Here is a 14,221-nt window from a genome sequence, read left to right as displayed (position 1 = left end):
GCGGCCGTATCGTGTCACACGTGCGTGGGCGCCGCGGGCGCCGCCGGAGTAGAAGGGCACGTGGTTCGATGTTGATGTCGTTGCAAGCGCTCAGGGCGTTGGCCGCCTGGGTGGTGGTGTTTCATCACTTCATGCAGATTTTCTTCAACTTTCACGCCGAGGGTCCGGTGGGCGAATTGTTCGCTACTCGGGGGGCGGTCGGCGTGGACATATTCTTCGTGGTCAGCGGGGTGGTGATATTCCTCACCACCGATGGGCGAGAGATGCCCTGGCGACGTTTTCTCGCGCTTCGCGTCGTCCGCATCGTTCCCGCCTACTGGTTGTGCAGCGCCGCGGCCGCGGCATTGATGGTCTTCGCCGCGCCGGTGATGCCTACCCAGCGCTTCGAGTTGGAGCATTTCCTGCTCTCGCTGTTCTTCATTCCGGCGCAGAACCCAGCGGGCTACGGGCCTTATCCGACCCTGTACGTGGGCTGGACGCTGAATTTCGAGATGCTCTTCTACCTGATATTCGCTCTCGTGCTAATAGGGCCGCAGCGCTACCGGCCTTTGCTCCTGGGGGCTGCGCTGTTCGTGGTCAGCGCCGGGCTCTCGCGGTTGCCCTGGGTGAGCGATTTCTACCGCAACACCATCGTCTATGAGTTCCTGTTCGGTGTGGGCATCGGCTGGGCCTACCGGCGCGGCTGGTTGCGCGAGGGCTTCTGGGTACCGCTGGCGATGGTGCTGGGTTCATTGCTGGTCATCGCGCGCTTCGACGACTCCCAGCGTCTGCTGCACTGGGGCGTGCCCAGCGCGGTGCTGGTGGCGGCCTGTCTTTGCCTGGAAAGTCGCTTCGCGGGGGTAGGCGGGCTCGCTCGCCTCGGCGACTGCTCCTATTCGGTGTACCTCCTGCACATCCTGGTACTGTCGCTGGGCTGGTATGGCAGTCAACGCTGGGGGCTTTCGCCTTACCTGATACTGGCCTTCTGCGTTCCACTGATAGGTGCGCTGGCCTGGGCCAGCTACGAACTGATCGAGCGGCGCCTGACCCGGTTGCTGCGTGGCCGGCTGGTTGCGCAGCCGGCGGCACTTCAGGGTTAACTTGACAAAAATGCTAGGACTTTATCGGCGGGCGATGATTGCGTACACTGATGCGTAATTCGTGAGGAGCCTTTCATGAGCGCCATCGTTATCACCGAAGCCGCCGAGCAATACCTGGCCGGCCTCCTGGAAAAGCAAGACACCGCCGGTATCGGCATTCGCGTGTTCATCACCCAACCCGGCACCCCCTATGCCGAGACCTGCATCGCCTACTGCAAGCCCGGCGAGCAGAAGCCCGAGGACAGCGCGCTGGCGCTCAAGAGCTTCACTGCCTGGATCGACGCGGTCAGCGAGCCTTTCCTCGAGGATGCCTTGGTGGACTACGCCACCGATCGCATGGGCGGCCAACTGACCATCAAGGCGCCGAATGCCAAGGTGCCGATGATCAACGACGAAAGCCCGCTCAATGAGCGCATCAACTACTACCTGCAGACCGAAATCAACCCCGGCCTGGCCAGCCATGGCGGGCAGGTGACGCTGATCGACGTGGTCGAGGAGGGCGTTGCCATCCTGCAGTTCGGCGGTGGTTGCCAGGGCTGCGGCATGGTCGACGTGACCCTCAAGGAGGGCGTCGAAAAGACCCTGATGGAGCGTATCCCCGAGCTCAAGGCGGTGCGGGATGCGACCGACCATAGCAACAAAGAGAATGCCTACTACTAGTGGCTTTCTGATGCTAACCTAGCGCGCTTACCGGCCTTTCGGGCTTCATCTCCCCCTATGAGAGTGGCGATGCCGTGCTGCCCCTGCTGATCTGCGATGACTCCGCGATGGCCCGCAAGCAACTGCTTCGCGCACTGCCCGCCGGCTGGGACGTGAACGTGGCCCAGGCCGAGAACGGTCGGTGTGGGCTCGATGCCATTCGCCAAGGGTTGGCCGAACTGGTCCTGCTGGATCTCACCATGCCAGAGATGGACGGCTACCAGGTGCTCGCGGCGATACGCGAGGAGCGGCTGGATTGCCAGGTCATCGTGATTTCCGGGGACGTACAGGATGAGGCCGTGCGCCGGGTGCTCGCCCTGGGGGCGCTGGACTTTCTGCGCAAGCCGGTGGACCCGCAGGTGCTGCAGGCTACGCTGAGCAAGCACGGTCTGCTCGATGTGCCTTCCGTGAGCGAGATGACCTCGCAACGCGAAGCCCCCAACGTGGGTTTCCGTGACGCCTTCCGCGAGACGGTCAACGTCGCCATGGGACGTGCTGGCGCTCTGTTGGCGAAGGTGCTGGGCGTCTTCGTCCGCTTGCCACTGCCGAACGTCAACATCCTCGAAGTCGGCGAGTTGCAGATGGCGTTGGCCGAGGCGCAGCGTGACGAAAGCGTCACCGTGGTCTGCCAGGGCTTCATCGGTGGCGGCATCGCCGGCGAGGCGCTGCTGATCTTCCACGATTCCGAGTCGCTCGACATGGCGCGGCTGATGGACGTCAGCGCCGAGGCCGAGCAGGGCATGGAGATGTACCTGGATCTGGGTGCCGTCTTGATCGGCGCCTGCTTGTCGGGAATCTCCGATCAGATCGAATTGCCGTTCTCCCATAGCCATCCACAGATCCTTGGTGCCCACGGCAGCATCGACGAACTCATCCGCCTCAACCGCACGCGCTGGCGCAAGACCCTTGCCGTCGAGCTCAGCTACAGCCTCGAGGGGCACGACATCCACTTCGACCTGCTGCTGTTGTTCACCGAGGACTCGGTGGAACGACTGCGCACGCGTCTCTCTTTCATGGCCGACTGATCATGTCCGGAGCCGATGCCAACGATTTCCACTGGTTGCTGACGATCATCCAGAGTATCGATGTCGGTGTAGTGGTGCTCGATCGCGACTTCCGTGTCGAGGTCTGGAACAGTTTCATGGAGAACCGCTCGGGCGTGGAGTATTCCGCCGCCTGCCAGCAGAATTTCTTCACCCTCTTTCCCGAAGTGGATGAGGCCTGGTTTCGCCGTAAGGTGGAGAGCGTCGCCACGTTGGGCGTGCCGGGCTTCACCAACTGGGAGCAGCGGCCCTTCCTGCTGCGCTTCGAGAACTATCAGCCGATCACCGGGCAGGAGGCGTTCATGTACCAGAACACCACCCTGTTGCCGTTGCGCGGCATCGATGGCGTGGTGCGGCAGATCTGCCTGGTGATCTACGACGTCACCGATGTGGCGATCAATCGCCGGCAGTTGCAGGCCGCCAACGCACAGTTGCGCGAGCTCTCGCGCACCGATGCGCTATCGGGCCTGTACAACCGTGGCTACTGGGAGGAATCCCTGCGCCAGACGTGTCTGCGTCACCACCGCTATGGCGGTACCAGCTCGCTGGTCCTGCTGGATATCGATCATTTCAAGCGGATCAACGATAGCTACGGGCACCCCAGCGGTGACGAGGTGATTCGCCGTCTCGCCGCGCTGATTCGCGAGGAGGTTCGCGAGTGCGACCTGGTCGCGCGCTACGGCGGCGAAGAGTTCGCGGTACTGCTGCCGGATACCGACAGTCAGGGCGCCCTGGACTTCGCAGAGCGTCTGCGTCAAGCCGCTGAACGACTTTCCGTAGAGCATCTGGGGCAGTCGATCGTCTTCACCATCAGCCTGGGTGTGGCGGAATTCGACGTCGGTGATCTGCAATCCAGTGCCTTGGTGGAGCGGGCCGATCAGGCGCTATATCGCTCCAAGCAGGCTGGGCGCAACCGCGTCACGCGCTTTCTCTGAGTTCGTCCTGCAGTTGGCTTTCCGCCTCCTGCAGGAAGCGCAGCAGCGCCACCTCTTCGCGATCCAGCCATTTGCGTGCGCGTGCCTTGGGCAATTGGGCGAGGGCGCCACAGGCGAAGCACTCGAATATTCGCGGGTGGACGTAGCACTTGCGGCACACGGCCGGTGTATTGCCTAGCTGCCTTGCCACCGCCTTCAACGTGTCCGCGACCTCTCTTCGTGCCTGAGTCTGAGGCTGCCAGGTGCACTCCACCAGGCGTTGCAGCGCCAGTACGCTACCCCCCCAGGTGCGATAGTCCTTCGCCGTGAAGTCGCCGCCATGCGTCTGCAGGTAGGCGTTCACATCGCTGGAGTCGATCGAGTGCCGCTTGCCGTCATCGTCCAGGTATTGGAACAGTTGCTGCCCCGGTAGCTCCAGGCATCGGCGCAGGGTGCTCGCCAGGCGACGATGGCGCAGGCTGACGCGTTGCTCGACGCCACTCTTGCCGCGGAAGTGGAAACGAATCGAACTGCCCTCAAGCTCCACGTGCCGGGTGCGTAGCGTGGTCAGTCCGAAGGAGCGATTGTCCCGGGCGTAGCGGTCATTGCCGACGCGTATCAGCGTCTGATCGAGCAGGGCGACGACAGTCGCCATCACCTTTTCCCGGCCCAGCCCCGGGCGCGCGAGGTCCGCTTCGACGCGTGCGCGCAAGCGTGGCAGGGCTTCAGCGAACGCCAGCATGCGGTGGTACTTGTGCGTATCGCGCAGTTCGCGCCAGCGGGGATGATAGCGATACTGCTTGCGACCGCGGGCATCGAAGCCCGTGGCTTGCAGGTGTCCCAGGGGATCCGCGCAAATCCACACGCGGCGATAGGCCGGCGGTATGGCCAGAGCGTCGATCCTGGCGATTTCCCGCGGGTCGCGGAGGCGTTCGCCGTCGCTGTCCAGATAAATGAAGCGCTTGCCCTGACGCCGCCGCCGATAGCCGGCGGCGCTGTCCTCGACATAATGCAGGCCGGCTTCTTCAGCATCCATCGGCGGCATGAGTTACACGCCCAAGCCGAATAGGCCCGGTTGATCGTGGGGCTGGAGCGGAGTGATTGCGCAGTGGTCGGCGGACATGCTGAGGAATCCTGGGGCTGTACACCCATTGACCTCTGCGTGATAGGGCGCGTTCGTGCCACCCGTCGTCCCTCGCTGGCTTCGGGCGCCAAGACGGCGAGACCTGCAGAAACGAAACTGCCGCCCGGAGGCGGCAGTGGCGGACGCTGAACGCAGGACTTGTCAGGCGGGCATGGTCCAGGGCTGCAGGGCGAAACCGCCGCTGGTCAACTCTTGGCGGGCCTGTTCGAGGACCTCGGCCAATTGCGACGGATCGCGGTAGACAGCGCTGGTAATGCCACGGCGTCCGAGCACGCGGGTCCAGTTGCCATCGAGAACCGACAGGCTCAGCTCACCGGTGCCGTCCAGCGGCGCCCAGGCGATGCATTTGAAGGGTTTGAAGGCGTGGTCGGCGATCAGCAGGGCTTCGTTGACACGGAGCTGCGCGTTCATGGAGTGCTCTCTCAAGGTGCCGGGGAATGGTGATCGGCAGTAATTGCCGCTCGGTCTTGGATATTGATGACCGTCGCAAGTTCAAAGTCACGTCAAGTCCCAAATTAATAATTTAATGTCGTTTGAAGTTAATTTTTTGCCTGTCAATACGCTATCTGAGGCCGATTTCTTCGACTTTAGGCGTAGGGAGGCGCGTGTGAGTCGCCACCGGCGCGCTGTTGTCCAACGCCGTGAACCCTCACTGGAGAGCGGAGATGAAGAGGCACATCCTCGGTGGATTTCTCGTGTCGGCGGCGCTTTTGGCGTCGGGAGTGCAGGCGCAGACACTGGAACAACAACGGCAAGCGATCGGCGATCAGATGGAGAGCGAACGGCAGCAGACGGGCGAAGACGTCAATGCGATTCGCCGGGACTCCTCGCCGAACGGTACGGCGGCGGAAGGCCGTTCCACGGTAACGCCGGGCTCCCCGACCACAGGGCAGGGGCGCTCGACCGTCACGCCTGGCTCACCGACCAACACCCCCACGCCGGGACAGCCCGCCACGGGCAACTCGGCCAACGGCGCTTCGGGAGGTCGTGTCGGTGGCGCCGCCGCGCCTGGATTGTAGCGGCTCAGCTGCGCTGCCAGATCCCCTGTCCCGGCAGGTGTTGCCGTTCGTGCGCTGCGGCGAGATCCAGGGCCGGGCCGGCGGGTACGATGCCGGTCGGATTGATGGTGCGATGACTGGCGTAGTAATGGTGCTTGATATGGGTGAAGTCCACCGTCTCGGCGATTCCCGGCCACTGGTAGAGCTCCCGTAGCCACCCGGAAAGCTGGGGGAATTCGGCAAGCTTCTGGCGGTTGCACTTGAAGTGACCGTGGTAGACCGCGTCGAAGCGTATGAGCGTGGTAAACAGGCGGATATCGGCTTCGGTGAGGAATTCACCGGCCAGGTAGCGTTGCTTGGACAGGTGCTTCTCCAGCGCATCGAGCTCTTCGAAAAGCGCCGTGTAGGCTTCTTCGTAGGCCTCCTGGCGGGTGGCGAAGCCGGCGCGATAGACCCCGTTATTCACGCGCGGGTAGATGCGCTCGTTCCAAGCATCGATCGCTTCCCGCAAGGGCTGCGGATAGAGGTCCAGGCGCGAGCCGCTGAGGTCGTCGAAGGCCTCGTTGAACATGCGGATGATCTCCGCCGATTCGTTGCTGACGATGCGTTGCTGCTGCTTGTCCCAGAGTACCGGCACCGTGACCCGGCCGGTGTAGTGCGGATCGTCGCTGGTATAGCGCTGGTGCAGCATCTGCAGGCCGTCGAGGGCGTCGCCGCTGGAGCCGTGGGCGGGGTCGAAGGTCCAGCCGTTCTCACCCATCAGCCAGCTCACTACGGAGACGTCGATCATTGTCTGCAAGCCCTTGAGCTGGCGGTAGATCAGCGTGCGGTGGGCCCAGGGGCAGGCGAGGGAGACATAGAGGTGATAGCGGCCGGGTTCCGCGGCGAAGCCGCCTTCGCCACTGGGGCCTGGGCGACCATCGGCGGTTACCCAATGACGGCGTTGAGCCTGTTCGCGGCGGAAATTGCCGTCCTCATCGTTTTCGTACCACTGGTCACGCCACTGTCCATCGACGAGCAATCCCATCGTTAGCTACCTCTTTCCGGACTGGTTCTCTCTTGAATGACCGAGTCTAACGGTAGCTGTTCGATGGAAAGGCTCAAAAAGCCACTCTAACCTATCGAGCGGATCGATTCGTGGCGCTGGTTCCAGAGGCGCTGTGCTTCGCTGAAGGCTTCGTCCCGGGGGCGACCCAGGCCGTGCAGCGCCAGCGCCATGCTCGCCAGGCAGGCCTGCATGCCGTAGTTGTCTTCGGCGTCCCCATGCCACACCGCCAACAGGTGGTCGGGATCGAGGCGCTCGGGCTTCACTTGGCGTTGTTCCGAAAGCGCCGGCCAGCGCTCGTCACGGGCTTCGCCATCGGCGCAGGCGAACAATTGGCAATCGACGTCGGGGTTGACCTCGATCTCACCGCCTTCGCCCTTGATGACGATGGCGCGGTCGCCGAGCAGGCGGCTGGCCTCACGATGGATCGGCGCATAGCCGGGATGAAAGATGCTTTGCAGGCCGCACTGGGCGGCGCCGGGATTGACCAGTCGCACCAGTGAATGCACCGGGGAGCGCAGACCGAGCAGGTTGCGCATCTCGATCATGCGCTGCAGCGGCGGCATCCAATTGGCCAGCGGGAGAAACGCCAACTGCCCGGCATCCAGCGCCTGGGACACCTCCTGCCAGTCGCTGCAGCGGGGAATGTCCAGCCCCTCCAGCAACTGTTCGCTGTACAGCCGCCCCGCGGTGTGCGCATCGCCACCGTGCATCAGAATGCGCAGGCCGCCGTTGGCCAGGGCCTTGGCGGCGAGCAGGTACCAGGGCAGATGCCGCTTCTTGCCGGCGTAGCTGGGCCAGTCGATATCCAGGCGCAGAGCGGGCACATGCAGGCGTGCGCGTACCGCTTCGACGAAGCCGGCGAGCTCTTCCGCACTTTCCTCCTTGTGCCGCAGCAGCATCAGGAAGGCGCCCAGCTGGACCTCCTCGACGCTGCCGTCGAGCAGCATGCCCATGGCCTCGCGGGCCTCTTCCCGCGTCAGTCCGCGGGCCCCGCGCTTACCCTTGCCGAGAATGCGGACGTACTGGGCGAAAGGATGTTCGGCGGGAGTGTTCACAGGCAATTACTCGGTTTGGGCAGGCCAGCCAGGCGTGCGCCCAGCTTCGCCGCGCGTCCGTTGAAGAGGCGGTTGAGATGCTGGCCGTTGCCCTTGTCGGGCCCCAGCTGCTGTGCGACGTACTTGACCAGCGGGCGGGTCGCGGGGGAGAGCTGGAATTCCGCGTAGAACGCGCGCAACAGGTGCAGTATTTCCCAATGTGCCGCCGAGAGTTCGATGCCTTCCCGTGCGGCCAGTGCCTGGGCAACGTCCTCATCCCAGTCGTTGAGGTCGACCAGACAATCGTCCTGATCCAGCGCGATATGCCGCGATCCAAGTTGCAGAGTGCTCATAGCCAGCCGTTGACCTTGTCGTAGGCCGTGCAGCGCTCGACGAACCCGGGGTAGTCCAGGGCCTGCGCCGGTGTCGCCTGCAGTCCGCGTGCCTCCAGGTCTTCGGCCAGCGCATAGAGGTGCGTGGGCGCCAGCGCCTGCAAACGCGCGTGCAGGCGGCTGCCGGGGACGAGGGCATAGACCGCATCGCCGCACAGCAGCAGGCCATCGTCCTCGGCCAGTAGGCGCAGGCAACTGTCCAGGCGATCGCTGGCATGTGGCGAGTGACTGAGGATATGCAAGGTACTCATCAGAGCGTGATCACCTGATCGAAGCGTGCCAGCAGGGCGCGCAGTTCCGCCGAATCCAGGCATTGCGCCGATGGCTGCGTATCGGCGGCGGCGATCCCGCGCGCAGCCAGGCTATCGGCGCAGGCGTAGAGCTCGTCCACGCCGAACATCGGCAGTGCGCGTAGATTGGCCGCCAGGTCCTTTTGTTCGAGCGCTGTCGGGCGTTGCCCGGGCGCGAGTTGCAGGACACCGTCGTCGAGAAACAGCAAGGCGATGGGCAGGTCGAAGGCGCCGCCGGCCAGTGCGATGTCCAAGGCCTCGCGGGCGCCCGGGCCGCTCCAGGGCGCGCGACGGCAGATCAGCAGCAGCGAGCGGCTCATGCATCGCCTCCAAAGCACAGCAGGCGTTCGCAGAGCTGGTTGGCCTCGTGCAACTGACCCAGTCCGGAAAGCGTCCAGGGCGGCTGGACGCTGGCGCCGGGGCGCCCATAGCGGGTGGCCTCGCCGTCATCCAGCACGCCACGTCGCAGGGCGGCGGCGATGCACACCACCGCGTCGAGGGATTCGCGTTCGATCAGGGCGCGCCACTGGGCCGGGAGGTCGGCCTCGTCCTGAGCGCTGACGATGCTGGAGGACGCATTGAGCACGCCGTCGGCATAGAAGAACAGCCGCACGATCCGGTGGCCTGAGGCCAGCGCGGCCTCACAGAAGCGCAGCGCGCGCCGCGAGGCGGGCGAGTGCGGAGGGCTGAAGAGGGCGACGGCGAAGTCCATACGGCGCGACTCGTGCGCAACAGCGCGTTACGTGGGCCTGTGCCCGGCATGTGGCTGCTGCGGATGCCTGGCGGTTCATCACGATAAAGCCACGCCAGGCGACTCGTCCACAGAGCAGCGATCCGTAGCGGACCGGGCGTGGCGTTGAGTGGATGCAGAAGTGGTGCCCGAAGCCGGACTCGAACCGGCATGCCATTGCTGGCGAGAGATTTTAAGTCTCCTGCGTCTACCGATTTCGCCATTCGGGCGGTAGCTGCTTGAAGGGCCGCGACTATATACAGCGAGGCCCGCCCAGGCAAGGCATGCGCCTGTCCGACCGCTTGCCGGGCAATCTGCGGATTTGCCGCTAGCCTTGGAATCAGTGGTCATGATCGGGGGGGCAGAGGGATGTTCAATCGCAAGTTAAAGGAAAGGATTGCCCACTTGGAGGCCGAGCTTTTGGCTTCGAGGCAGGTGGACGAGGCGCTGAATCAGGAGATGATCACCTTCAGTATCGATGCGCAGGAGCGGGTGCTGCACATCAACCGGCGTTTCACCGAGGTGCTGGGCTACAGCGAGGAGGAATTCATCGGGCGTTCGCTGGGGGACATCATTCCCGACTACGTACGTGAGTTGAATTGCTTCAAGCGCTTCAAGGCGTCCATTCGCGAAGGGCGCCATGTACGTGACCATTATCGCTTCCTGCGCAAGGACGGCCACGAGATGTGGCTGCACACCGTCTGCCAGCCGCTCAAGGACGCTCAGGGTCGCGTGGTCAGGACCGTCTGCTTTGCCCACGACGAGACCGAAAACGTCGAGCGCAACAAGGAGAACGAGGGCTTCATTCGTGCCTTGCTGCGTTCCACCGCGGTTATCCAGTTCGACCTGCAGGGCCAGGTGCTGTCGGCCAACGAGCGCTTTCTCGAGGCCATGGGTTACCGCCTGGAGCAGATCCAGGGGCGCCATCACCGCATGTTCTGCGAGCCCGAGGAAGCGGAGTCCCCTGACTATCAGTTGTTCTGGGAGCGCCTGCGTCGAGGGGAGTACGTCTCAGGGCGCTTCAAGCGTCTGGACAGCGCCGGACGGGTGATCTGGCTGGAGGCCTCCTACAACCCGGTGCTCGATACCCGTGACCGCATCTACAAGGTGGTGAAGTTCGCGGTGGACGTCACCGACCAGGTCGTGCGCGAGGAGGAGGTGGCGCAAGCGGCGGCCGTCGCCCACAGCGTTTCGCTGCGCACTGACCAGAGCACCCGCCGTGGTGCGCAGGTCACCGAGGAGACGGTGGCGGTGATGCGGCGTATTTCCGATCAGGCACAAGCCGCTTCCCGCGGGATAGAGGATCTGGGTGGACAGTCGTTGAAGATCAACGCCATCGTGCAGACCATCGGGGGGATCGCCCAGCAGACCAACCTGCTGGCGCTGAATGCGGCCATCGAGGCGGCCCGGGCGGGGGAGCTGGGACGCGGTTTTGCCGTGGTGGCCGACGAGGTGCGCCAGTTGGCCAGCCGCACGAGCGCTGCAACCGAGGAAATCTTCGAGGTGGTCCAGCGTAACCAGGAGCTGGCGCAGGCGGCGGTCGAAAGCATGCGCAGCAGTACCTCGCAGGTCGAGCAGGGGCTGGACCTGGCGAGCCAGGCGCAGACCGTCATCAGCGAGATTCAGGAAGACGCGCAGCAGGTAGTGAGTGCCGTGGCGCGCTTTACCGATCTGCAAGGTGACGAATAGCGCCCATGGCGTCGAGCCGAGGAGCGCTGTTTTCGAACAGGCAAGAAAAAACCCCGAAAGCCGGAGCTTTCGGGGTTTTCAATAGTGGAGGCCGAGGTCGGAATCGAACCGGCGTACACGGATTTGCAATCCGGTATCCAAACTGAATTAGATCAACGCCTTATAACGAAATCGTCTCCGCAACTATCTATATAGAATCGCCTTGAAGGCCAATAAGGGCGCGGGGCCTTCCTTTTATTGCGGAAACGATTTCAGGGCTGTTTTCACTTCGTCGGGCTGACGATCTCGCCGACGCGGCGGTACACCTGGCGGGTGATTTCCTGCTCGCTGTGTCCGAGTAATCGGCTGGCGCGGGTCAGGTCCTCGATCTCGCTGGCAGCCTTCGGGCGGATATCGCGGAACTGGAACTGGCGGATGCGCTCGGCCAGCGCCTGGTCGCCCGCTTGCAGCGCCGCGGCCGCCGCGCGCTCTCGCGCCTCGTCCCACCGGTTGCGCAACATCGCATGGCTCATCCGCAGGCCGCCGGCGTTGGTGATGAGCTGCGAGGTGCGGATGCCGGCCAGGCTTCGGCGCTCCAGCAGAGCCTCGACGAACACGCCCAGGCCTGTCGGCTGGCCATCTTGCTGCAGCCTGATGCGCAGGCGCTTGTCGGTCTTGCCCTGGCGCACCAGCAGGAACTCGCCGGCGATGTCGCCCGTGGAAGCCTTGATGGTGTCAGCAGGGCGCTGGCCGGTCAGGTAGGCCAGGTCCATGGCGTCTTTCAACTCGGGTACCGCAACCTGGTAGACGGCCGCCCATACGTCCTCGGCGGCGTAGTAGTCGCGAGGGCGCTCTTTGTTGCGGCGAACCCTGGCGCAGGGGTTCTCCTTCTCGGTCAGTCCCCACTCGCGCGCTACGTTGAACACGTGCGACAGCAGGGCGATCTCACGATTACCTCGGGTCTTCGCCGACCTGGCGTCGCGGTACTGCGCCACAACCTGCGGGGTGATCGCGTCGATAGGTGCGGTCTCGAACGCCGCGCGCAGCTGCTTGAGCTCTGCTGCGTTGTCCCTGCGGGTTCGCGCCGCCTTTCCGGGGATGATGTCGCGCTCGTAGCGATCGAAGATCGCCCCCATCAGATGCGAGGCCTTCGGCACGGCTTTGCGCTCCAGTCTCGCCCATTCGACCTTGGCGTCCTGCAGGTCGCTCCCCAGCGGAATTTCCTTCCGATTCCCGAACTCATCCCGCCCGTTGTAGTAGTAGCCCACCCAGGTCTTCCCCGATTTCAGCAGACGGGTTCGTTTGAGCAGGCGTTGCGGCAGTTCCCTGTTCTTCGGTCCCTTCGGGCGCATCTCAACTCACCTTCGACAAATCCAGATTCCACGGCTCGTCCACTGCGCTGGATGCTGAGGGCTTCACACCCGCCAGCTTCAGCCGCGCATAGATTCGCCCAACAACTGGGCGCTTGGCAGCGTTCAGCTCGTAGCGCCACCCTTTTTCGTCGAGCCAGCTTGCCTGGCGGCGCGGCGACTTGGCGCCGATCATCGTCGCGAGCTCTTCCTCGCTGAGGAACTCCGAAACGTCGGACATAGCGATACCTCTCCGCCGGCGCCGCCGGCAGCGTGTTTGTGATGTGGTGTTGCCCGAGAGGGCTTATGCGTGGTGTTGCGTGCTGGCGCTGCGATGCCGGAGATAGATCCAGGTGCCGGCGCGATACTCGTCACGCTCACGGCTGGTCGGCCAGCGCTGGCCTATCGCGCCGCAGAGCGGGCAGCGGATGTGCAGGGGCGACGTTAACTCCCAGGGGTGAGGACAGGGCTCAGGCATCAGTCTGGATCATTTCGCAAATGCCAATCGGCATGCCCATCTGTCGGCATTTCGCGTTCTGGCACTGGGGCTTTCGGAGGCGGTAGATGCTCAATGCGATCGCCACAGTGTCGGCGGTAGAAGCAACCAGCCTCAGGCGCCTCCCAAGGTTCTGGCATGTGGAATCTCATGACGTGCCGCTTGCTGCACGGGTTGTAGTCGTCGGGCATTTCGCGCTCCCGATAGTTTTTTCGGTGCCATGGAGTGAAATGTTGGCAGTCCTCGCACGGCAGCAGCGGCTCACCCCTCGCGATATGCTCACGCTCATCACGCCGCTCCAGCAATTCGTCGAGCAACTGCTGGTCGGAATAGCCATCCAAGCTCACTCTTCACTCTCCTGCGCCGCGCGGGCGTGATGGCTTGCTCTCGGGATTGCCGTAGAAACCCATTGCGCTGCGATCATTGCCGACGGGCTACCGACGCGCTCCAGGCCTGCGCGCGCAGCATTGCGGATCAAGCAAAGCTTGCGGTCATCCGGAACGTTCGCTGCCGCCGTCCACTCCATGATCGACTGAAGGACACTCCATTCTTCGTCTGCCCCCGCTTCGCTTGCGCCGTGTAGCAGGGAGCGGAGTTCCTCAATCAGCTCAACCGCTCGGCCCTCCGCGTTGTACTCGTCGCACTCGTCGTACTCCCTGACAATCCTCCGCAGTTCGCCCACCGGAACACTCTGGCTCTCGAGCACGGTCATTGCCGGCGCCGGCTGGCTGGCGAGCAGGGCGCGAATTTCGCCAGCCAGTTGCTCTGCGCCGTACTGTACGAGATCTGGCGTGTCGCTCAGGTACGGGATTGCTCGCTCCAGCAACTCGCGCGGAACGCTCACGGCGTCGGCTGCAACCATTGCGAGGGGTTGCTCGGGATGGTTGGCGGAAAGGGCGGCTCGCAGGCGGTCAACTTCCATGCCGTTCTGGACTGCTGTACCAGACCATTCCTCAATTGCGGCGTCGCGTTCGGTGATCTGCGCGCGTAGTTCCCCGTTCTCGTTGATGAGGTCGGTGATCGCCGCCTCCAGGTGCTGGCCAATCGGTGAAACCCCGACGTGCTCAGCCCACTCACGCTCATTGAGCATGCGGACAATTTCTGCCACTTCTTCGGCCAGCGACTTCGATTTCTTGGTCATGCCTTTCTCCAAATCTCAGGATTTTTCAGGTCCGCAGCACGGGCGTACCGCGCGGGGCCGTTGATGGGGTGCAGCTCAACCGTGCCGCCGGCCTCAAACACGGCGACGTAGTGCTTGCCGGTGGGGACGTGCAGCAGTGGTCGGCGCTGGGCGATCAGTGCCGCCGGCGCTTCGTCGTGGTCGGTCATGGGGTGTC

19 protein-coding genes, 1 tRNA gene and 1 pseudogene are annotated in these 14,221 nt (G+C 63.8%); 8 read left to right on the top strand and 13 right to left on the bottom strand.

The window, feature by feature from the left end:
- Nucleotides 1-68: 68 nt before the first annotated feature.
- The 4 genes from ACYRGX_RS17465 (at nucleotide 69) to ACYRGX_RS17450 (ending at nucleotide 3,756) form a co-directional block, all read left to right on the top strand.
- Nucleotides 69-1,079 carry an acyltransferase family protein gene (locus ACYRGX_RS17465; protein WP_473053712.1) on the top strand — a complete coding sequence of 337 codons (1,011 nt, stop codon included), beginning with the start codon at nucleotides 69-71 and terminating at the stop codon, nucleotides 1,077-1,079.
- Nucleotides 1,080-1,154: 75 nt separating this feature from the next.
- Entirely contained in the window at nucleotides 1,155-1,739 is a 585-nt protein-coding gene (nfuA, locus tag ACYRGX_RS17460; RefSeq protein WP_473053711.1) for a Fe-S biogenesis protein NfuA, read from the top strand.
- Between the two features lie 74 nt (nucleotides 1,740-1,813).
- Nucleotides 1,814-2,803 (top strand): response regulator, encoded by a 990-nt coding sequence (locus tag ACYRGX_RS17455; protein ID WP_473053710.1) that lies wholly within the window; start codon nucleotides 1,814-1,816, stop codon nucleotides 2,801-2,803.
- Nucleotides 2,803-3,756, top strand: a complete 954-nt coding sequence (locus ACYRGX_RS17450) for a sensor domain-containing diguanylate cyclase (RefSeq protein ID WP_473056718.1) — start codon at nucleotides 2,803-2,805, stop codon at nucleotides 3,754-3,756. The genes ACYRGX_RS17455 and ACYRGX_RS17450 overlap by 1 nt, the downstream gene beginning before the upstream one ends.
- On the opposite strand, the gene ACYRGX_RS17445 is transcribed toward ACYRGX_RS17450, so the two are convergent.
- Nucleotides 3,740-4,771 (bottom strand): DNA topoisomerase IB, encoded by a 1,032-nt coding sequence (locus ACYRGX_RS17445; RefSeq protein WP_473053709.1) that lies wholly within the window; start codon nucleotides 4,769-4,771, stop codon nucleotides 3,740-3,742. The two genes, ACYRGX_RS17450 and ACYRGX_RS17445, sit on opposite strands and share 17 nt — an antisense overlap.
- 249 nt (nucleotides 4,772-5,020) lie before the next feature.
- On the bottom strand, nucleotides 5,021-5,290 hold the full coding sequence (locus ACYRGX_RS17440) for a hypothetical protein (protein WP_473053708.1): 270 nt from the start codon (nucleotides 5,288-5,290) through the stop codon (nucleotides 5,021-5,023).
- 254 nt (nucleotides 5,291-5,544) lie between these two features.
- On the opposite strand from ACYRGX_RS17440, the gene ACYRGX_RS17435 reads away from it, so the two are divergent.
- Entirely contained in the window at nucleotides 5,545-5,898 is a 354-nt protein-coding gene (locus tag ACYRGX_RS17435) for a hypothetical protein (protein ID WP_473053707.1), read from the top strand.
- 4 nt (nucleotides 5,899-5,902) lie between these two features.
- Here the strand turns inward: ACYRGX_RS17435 and ACYRGX_RS17430 are convergent, their stop codons facing one another.
- From ACYRGX_RS17430 to ACYRGX_RS17400, 7 genes are all read right to left on the bottom strand, one after another.
- Complete coding sequence (locus ACYRGX_RS17430; RefSeq protein WP_473053706.1) at nucleotides 5,903-6,904, bottom strand: glutathione S-transferase family protein; 1,002 nt, start codon at nucleotides 6,902-6,904, stop codon at nucleotides 5,903-5,905.
- A gap of 86 nt (nucleotides 6,905-6,990) precedes the next feature.
- The gene (locus ACYRGX_RS17425) at nucleotides 6,991-7,986 is read right to left on the bottom strand and encodes a glycosyl transferase family protein (protein WP_473053705.1); all 996 of its coding nucleotides are present in this window, start codon (nucleotides 7,984-7,986) and stop codon (nucleotides 6,991-6,993) included.
- The gene (locus ACYRGX_RS17420) at nucleotides 7,977-8,312 is read right to left on the bottom strand and encodes a TusE/DsrC/DsvC family sulfur relay protein (RefSeq protein ID WP_473053704.1); all 336 of its coding nucleotides are present in this window, start codon (nucleotides 8,310-8,312) and stop codon (nucleotides 7,977-7,979) included. The genes ACYRGX_RS17425 and ACYRGX_RS17420 overlap by 10 nt, the downstream gene beginning before the upstream one ends.
- Entirely contained in the window at nucleotides 8,309-8,602 is a 294-nt protein-coding gene (gene tusB, locus ACYRGX_RS17415; protein ID WP_473053703.1) for a sulfurtransferase complex subunit TusB, read from the bottom strand. Before tusB ends, ACYRGX_RS17420 begins: the two co-directional genes overlap by 4 nt.
- Nucleotides 8,602-8,961, bottom strand: coding sequence for a sulfurtransferase complex subunit TusC (gene tusC, locus ACYRGX_RS17410; protein WP_473053702.1), 360 nt, complete (start codon nucleotides 8,959-8,961; stop codon nucleotides 8,602-8,604). Before tusC ends, tusB begins: the two co-directional genes overlap by 1 nt.
- A complete protein-coding gene (tusD, locus tag ACYRGX_RS17405) occupies nucleotides 8,958-9,353 on the bottom strand; it encodes a sulfurtransferase complex subunit TusD (RefSeq protein ID WP_473053701.1) in 396 nt (131 codons plus the stop codon). Before tusD ends, tusC begins: the two co-directional genes overlap by 4 nt.
- 161 nt (nucleotides 9,354-9,514) lie before the next feature.
- A tRNA-Leu gene (locus ACYRGX_RS17400) sits at nucleotides 9,515-9,601 on the bottom strand.
- 139 nt (nucleotides 9,602-9,740) lie between these two features.
- Between ACYRGX_RS17400 and ACYRGX_RS17395 the strand changes: the two are divergent.
- Both ACYRGX_RS17395 and ACYRGX_RS17390 read left to right on the top strand, forming a co-directional pair.
- A pseudogene (locus ACYRGX_RS17395) lies at nucleotides 9,741-10,517 on the top strand (PAS domain-containing protein); the annotation flags it as partial.
- A 108-nt stretch (nucleotides 10,518-10,625) separates the two neighbouring features.
- Nucleotides 10,626-11,060, top strand: a complete 435-nt coding sequence (locus ACYRGX_RS17390) for a methyl-accepting chemotaxis protein (protein ID WP_473056717.1) — start codon at nucleotides 10,626-10,628, stop codon at nucleotides 11,058-11,060.
- A gap of 263 nt (nucleotides 11,061-11,323) precedes the next feature.
- Here the strand turns inward: ACYRGX_RS17390 and ACYRGX_RS17385 are convergent, their stop codons facing one another.
- Together ACYRGX_RS17385 and ACYRGX_RS17380 are read right to left on the bottom strand one after the other, a co-directional pair.
- Nucleotides 11,324-12,391 (bottom strand): phage integrase, encoded by a 1,068-nt coding sequence (locus tag ACYRGX_RS17385; protein ID WP_473053700.1) that lies wholly within the window; start codon nucleotides 12,389-12,391, stop codon nucleotides 11,324-11,326.
- Between the two features lies 1 nt (nucleotide 12,392).
- Nucleotides 12,393-12,629 (bottom strand): DUF4224 domain-containing protein, encoded by a 237-nt coding sequence (locus ACYRGX_RS17380; protein ID WP_473053699.1) that lies wholly within the window; start codon nucleotides 12,627-12,629, stop codon nucleotides 12,393-12,395.
- A 323-nt stretch (nucleotides 12,630-12,952) separates the two neighbouring features.
- On the opposite strand from ACYRGX_RS17380, the gene ACYRGX_RS17375 reads away from it, so the two are divergent.
- The gene (locus tag ACYRGX_RS17375) at nucleotides 12,953-13,261 is read left to right on the top strand and encodes a hypothetical protein (protein WP_473053698.1); all 309 of its coding nucleotides are present in this window, start codon (nucleotides 12,953-12,955) and stop codon (nucleotides 13,259-13,261) included.
- Here ACYRGX_RS17375 and ACYRGX_RS17370 read toward each other — a convergent pair.
- Together ACYRGX_RS17370 and ACYRGX_RS17365 are read right to left on the bottom strand one after the other, a co-directional pair.
- Nucleotides 13,228-14,025 carry a hypothetical protein gene (locus tag ACYRGX_RS17370; RefSeq protein WP_473053697.1) on the bottom strand — a complete coding sequence of 266 codons (798 nt, stop codon included), beginning with the start codon at nucleotides 14,023-14,025 and terminating at the stop codon, nucleotides 13,228-13,230. The two genes, ACYRGX_RS17375 and ACYRGX_RS17370, sit on opposite strands and share 34 nt — an antisense overlap.
- Entirely contained in the window at nucleotides 14,022-14,213 is a 192-nt protein-coding gene (locus ACYRGX_RS17365) for a hypothetical protein (protein WP_473053696.1), read from the bottom strand. The genes ACYRGX_RS17370 and ACYRGX_RS17365 overlap by 4 nt, the downstream gene beginning before the upstream one ends.
- Between the last annotated feature and the right edge of the window lie 8 nt (nucleotides 14,214-14,221).

This window comes from Pseudomonas sp. R4-15, assembly GCF_055768815.1.
This window is presented reverse-complemented; position numbering and strand designations above follow the sequence as displayed.

Bases quoted from the DNA above. Each gene is read 5' to 3' on its own strand.
- tusD (WP_473053701.1), bottom strand. From the start codon at position 9,353: ATGGACTTCGCCGTCGCCCTCTTCAGCCCTCCGCACTCGCCCGCCTCG.
- ACYRGX_RS17370 (WP_473053697.1), bottom strand. From the start codon at position 14,025: ATGACCAAGAAATCGAAGTCGCTGGCCGAAGAAGTGGCAGAAATTGTC.
- ACYRGX_RS17365 (WP_473053696.1), bottom strand. From the start codon at position 14,213: ATGACCGACCACGACGAAGCGCCGGCGGCACTGATCGCCCAGCGCCGA.
- ACYRGX_RS17380 (WP_473053699.1), bottom strand. From the start codon at position 12,629: ATGTCCGACGTTTCGGAGTTCCTCAGCGAGGAAGAGCTCGCGACGATG.
- nfuA (WP_473053711.1), top strand. From the start codon at position 1,155: ATGAGCGCCATCGTTATCACCGAAGCCGCCGAGCAATACCTGGCCGGC.
- ACYRGX_RS17420 (WP_473053704.1), bottom strand. From the start codon at position 8,312: ATGAGCACTCTGCAACTTGGATCGCGGCATATCGCGCTGGATCAGGAC.
- ACYRGX_RS17435 (WP_473053707.1), top strand. From the start codon at position 5,545: ATGAAGAGGCACATCCTCGGTGGATTTCTCGTGTCGGCGGCGCTTTTG.
- ACYRGX_RS17390 (WP_473056717.1), top strand. From the start codon at position 10,626: ATGCGGCGTATTTCCGATCAGGCACAAGCCGCTTCCCGCGGGATAGAG.
- ACYRGX_RS17445 (WP_473053709.1), bottom strand. From the start codon at position 4,771: ATGGATGCTGAAGAAGCCGGCCTGCATTATGTCGAGGACAGCGCCGCC.
- ACYRGX_RS17385 (WP_473053700.1), bottom strand. From the start codon at position 12,391: ATGCGCCCGAAGGGACCGAAGAACAGGGAACTGCCGCAACGCCTGCTC.
- ACYRGX_RS17430 (WP_473053706.1), bottom strand. From the start codon at position 6,904: ATGGGATTGCTCGTCGATGGACAGTGGCGTGACCAGTGGTACGAAAAC.
- ACYRGX_RS17440 (WP_473053708.1), bottom strand. From the start codon at position 5,290: ATGAACGCGCAGCTCCGTGTCAACGAAGCCCTGCTGATCGCCGACCAC.
- ACYRGX_RS17375 (WP_473053698.1), top strand. From the start codon at position 12,953: ATGCTCAATGCGATCGCCACAGTGTCGGCGGTAGAAGCAACCAGCCTC.
- ACYRGX_RS17465 (WP_473053712.1), top strand. From the start codon at position 69: ATGTTGATGTCGTTGCAAGCGCTCAGGGCGTTGGCCGCCTGGGTGGTG.
- tusB (WP_473053703.1), bottom strand. From the start codon at position 8,602: ATGAGTACCTTGCATATCCTCAGTCACTCGCCACATGCCAGCGATCGC.
- tusC (WP_473053702.1), bottom strand. From the start codon at position 8,961: ATGAGCCGCTCGCTGCTGCTGATCTGCCGTCGCGCGCCCTGGAGCGGC.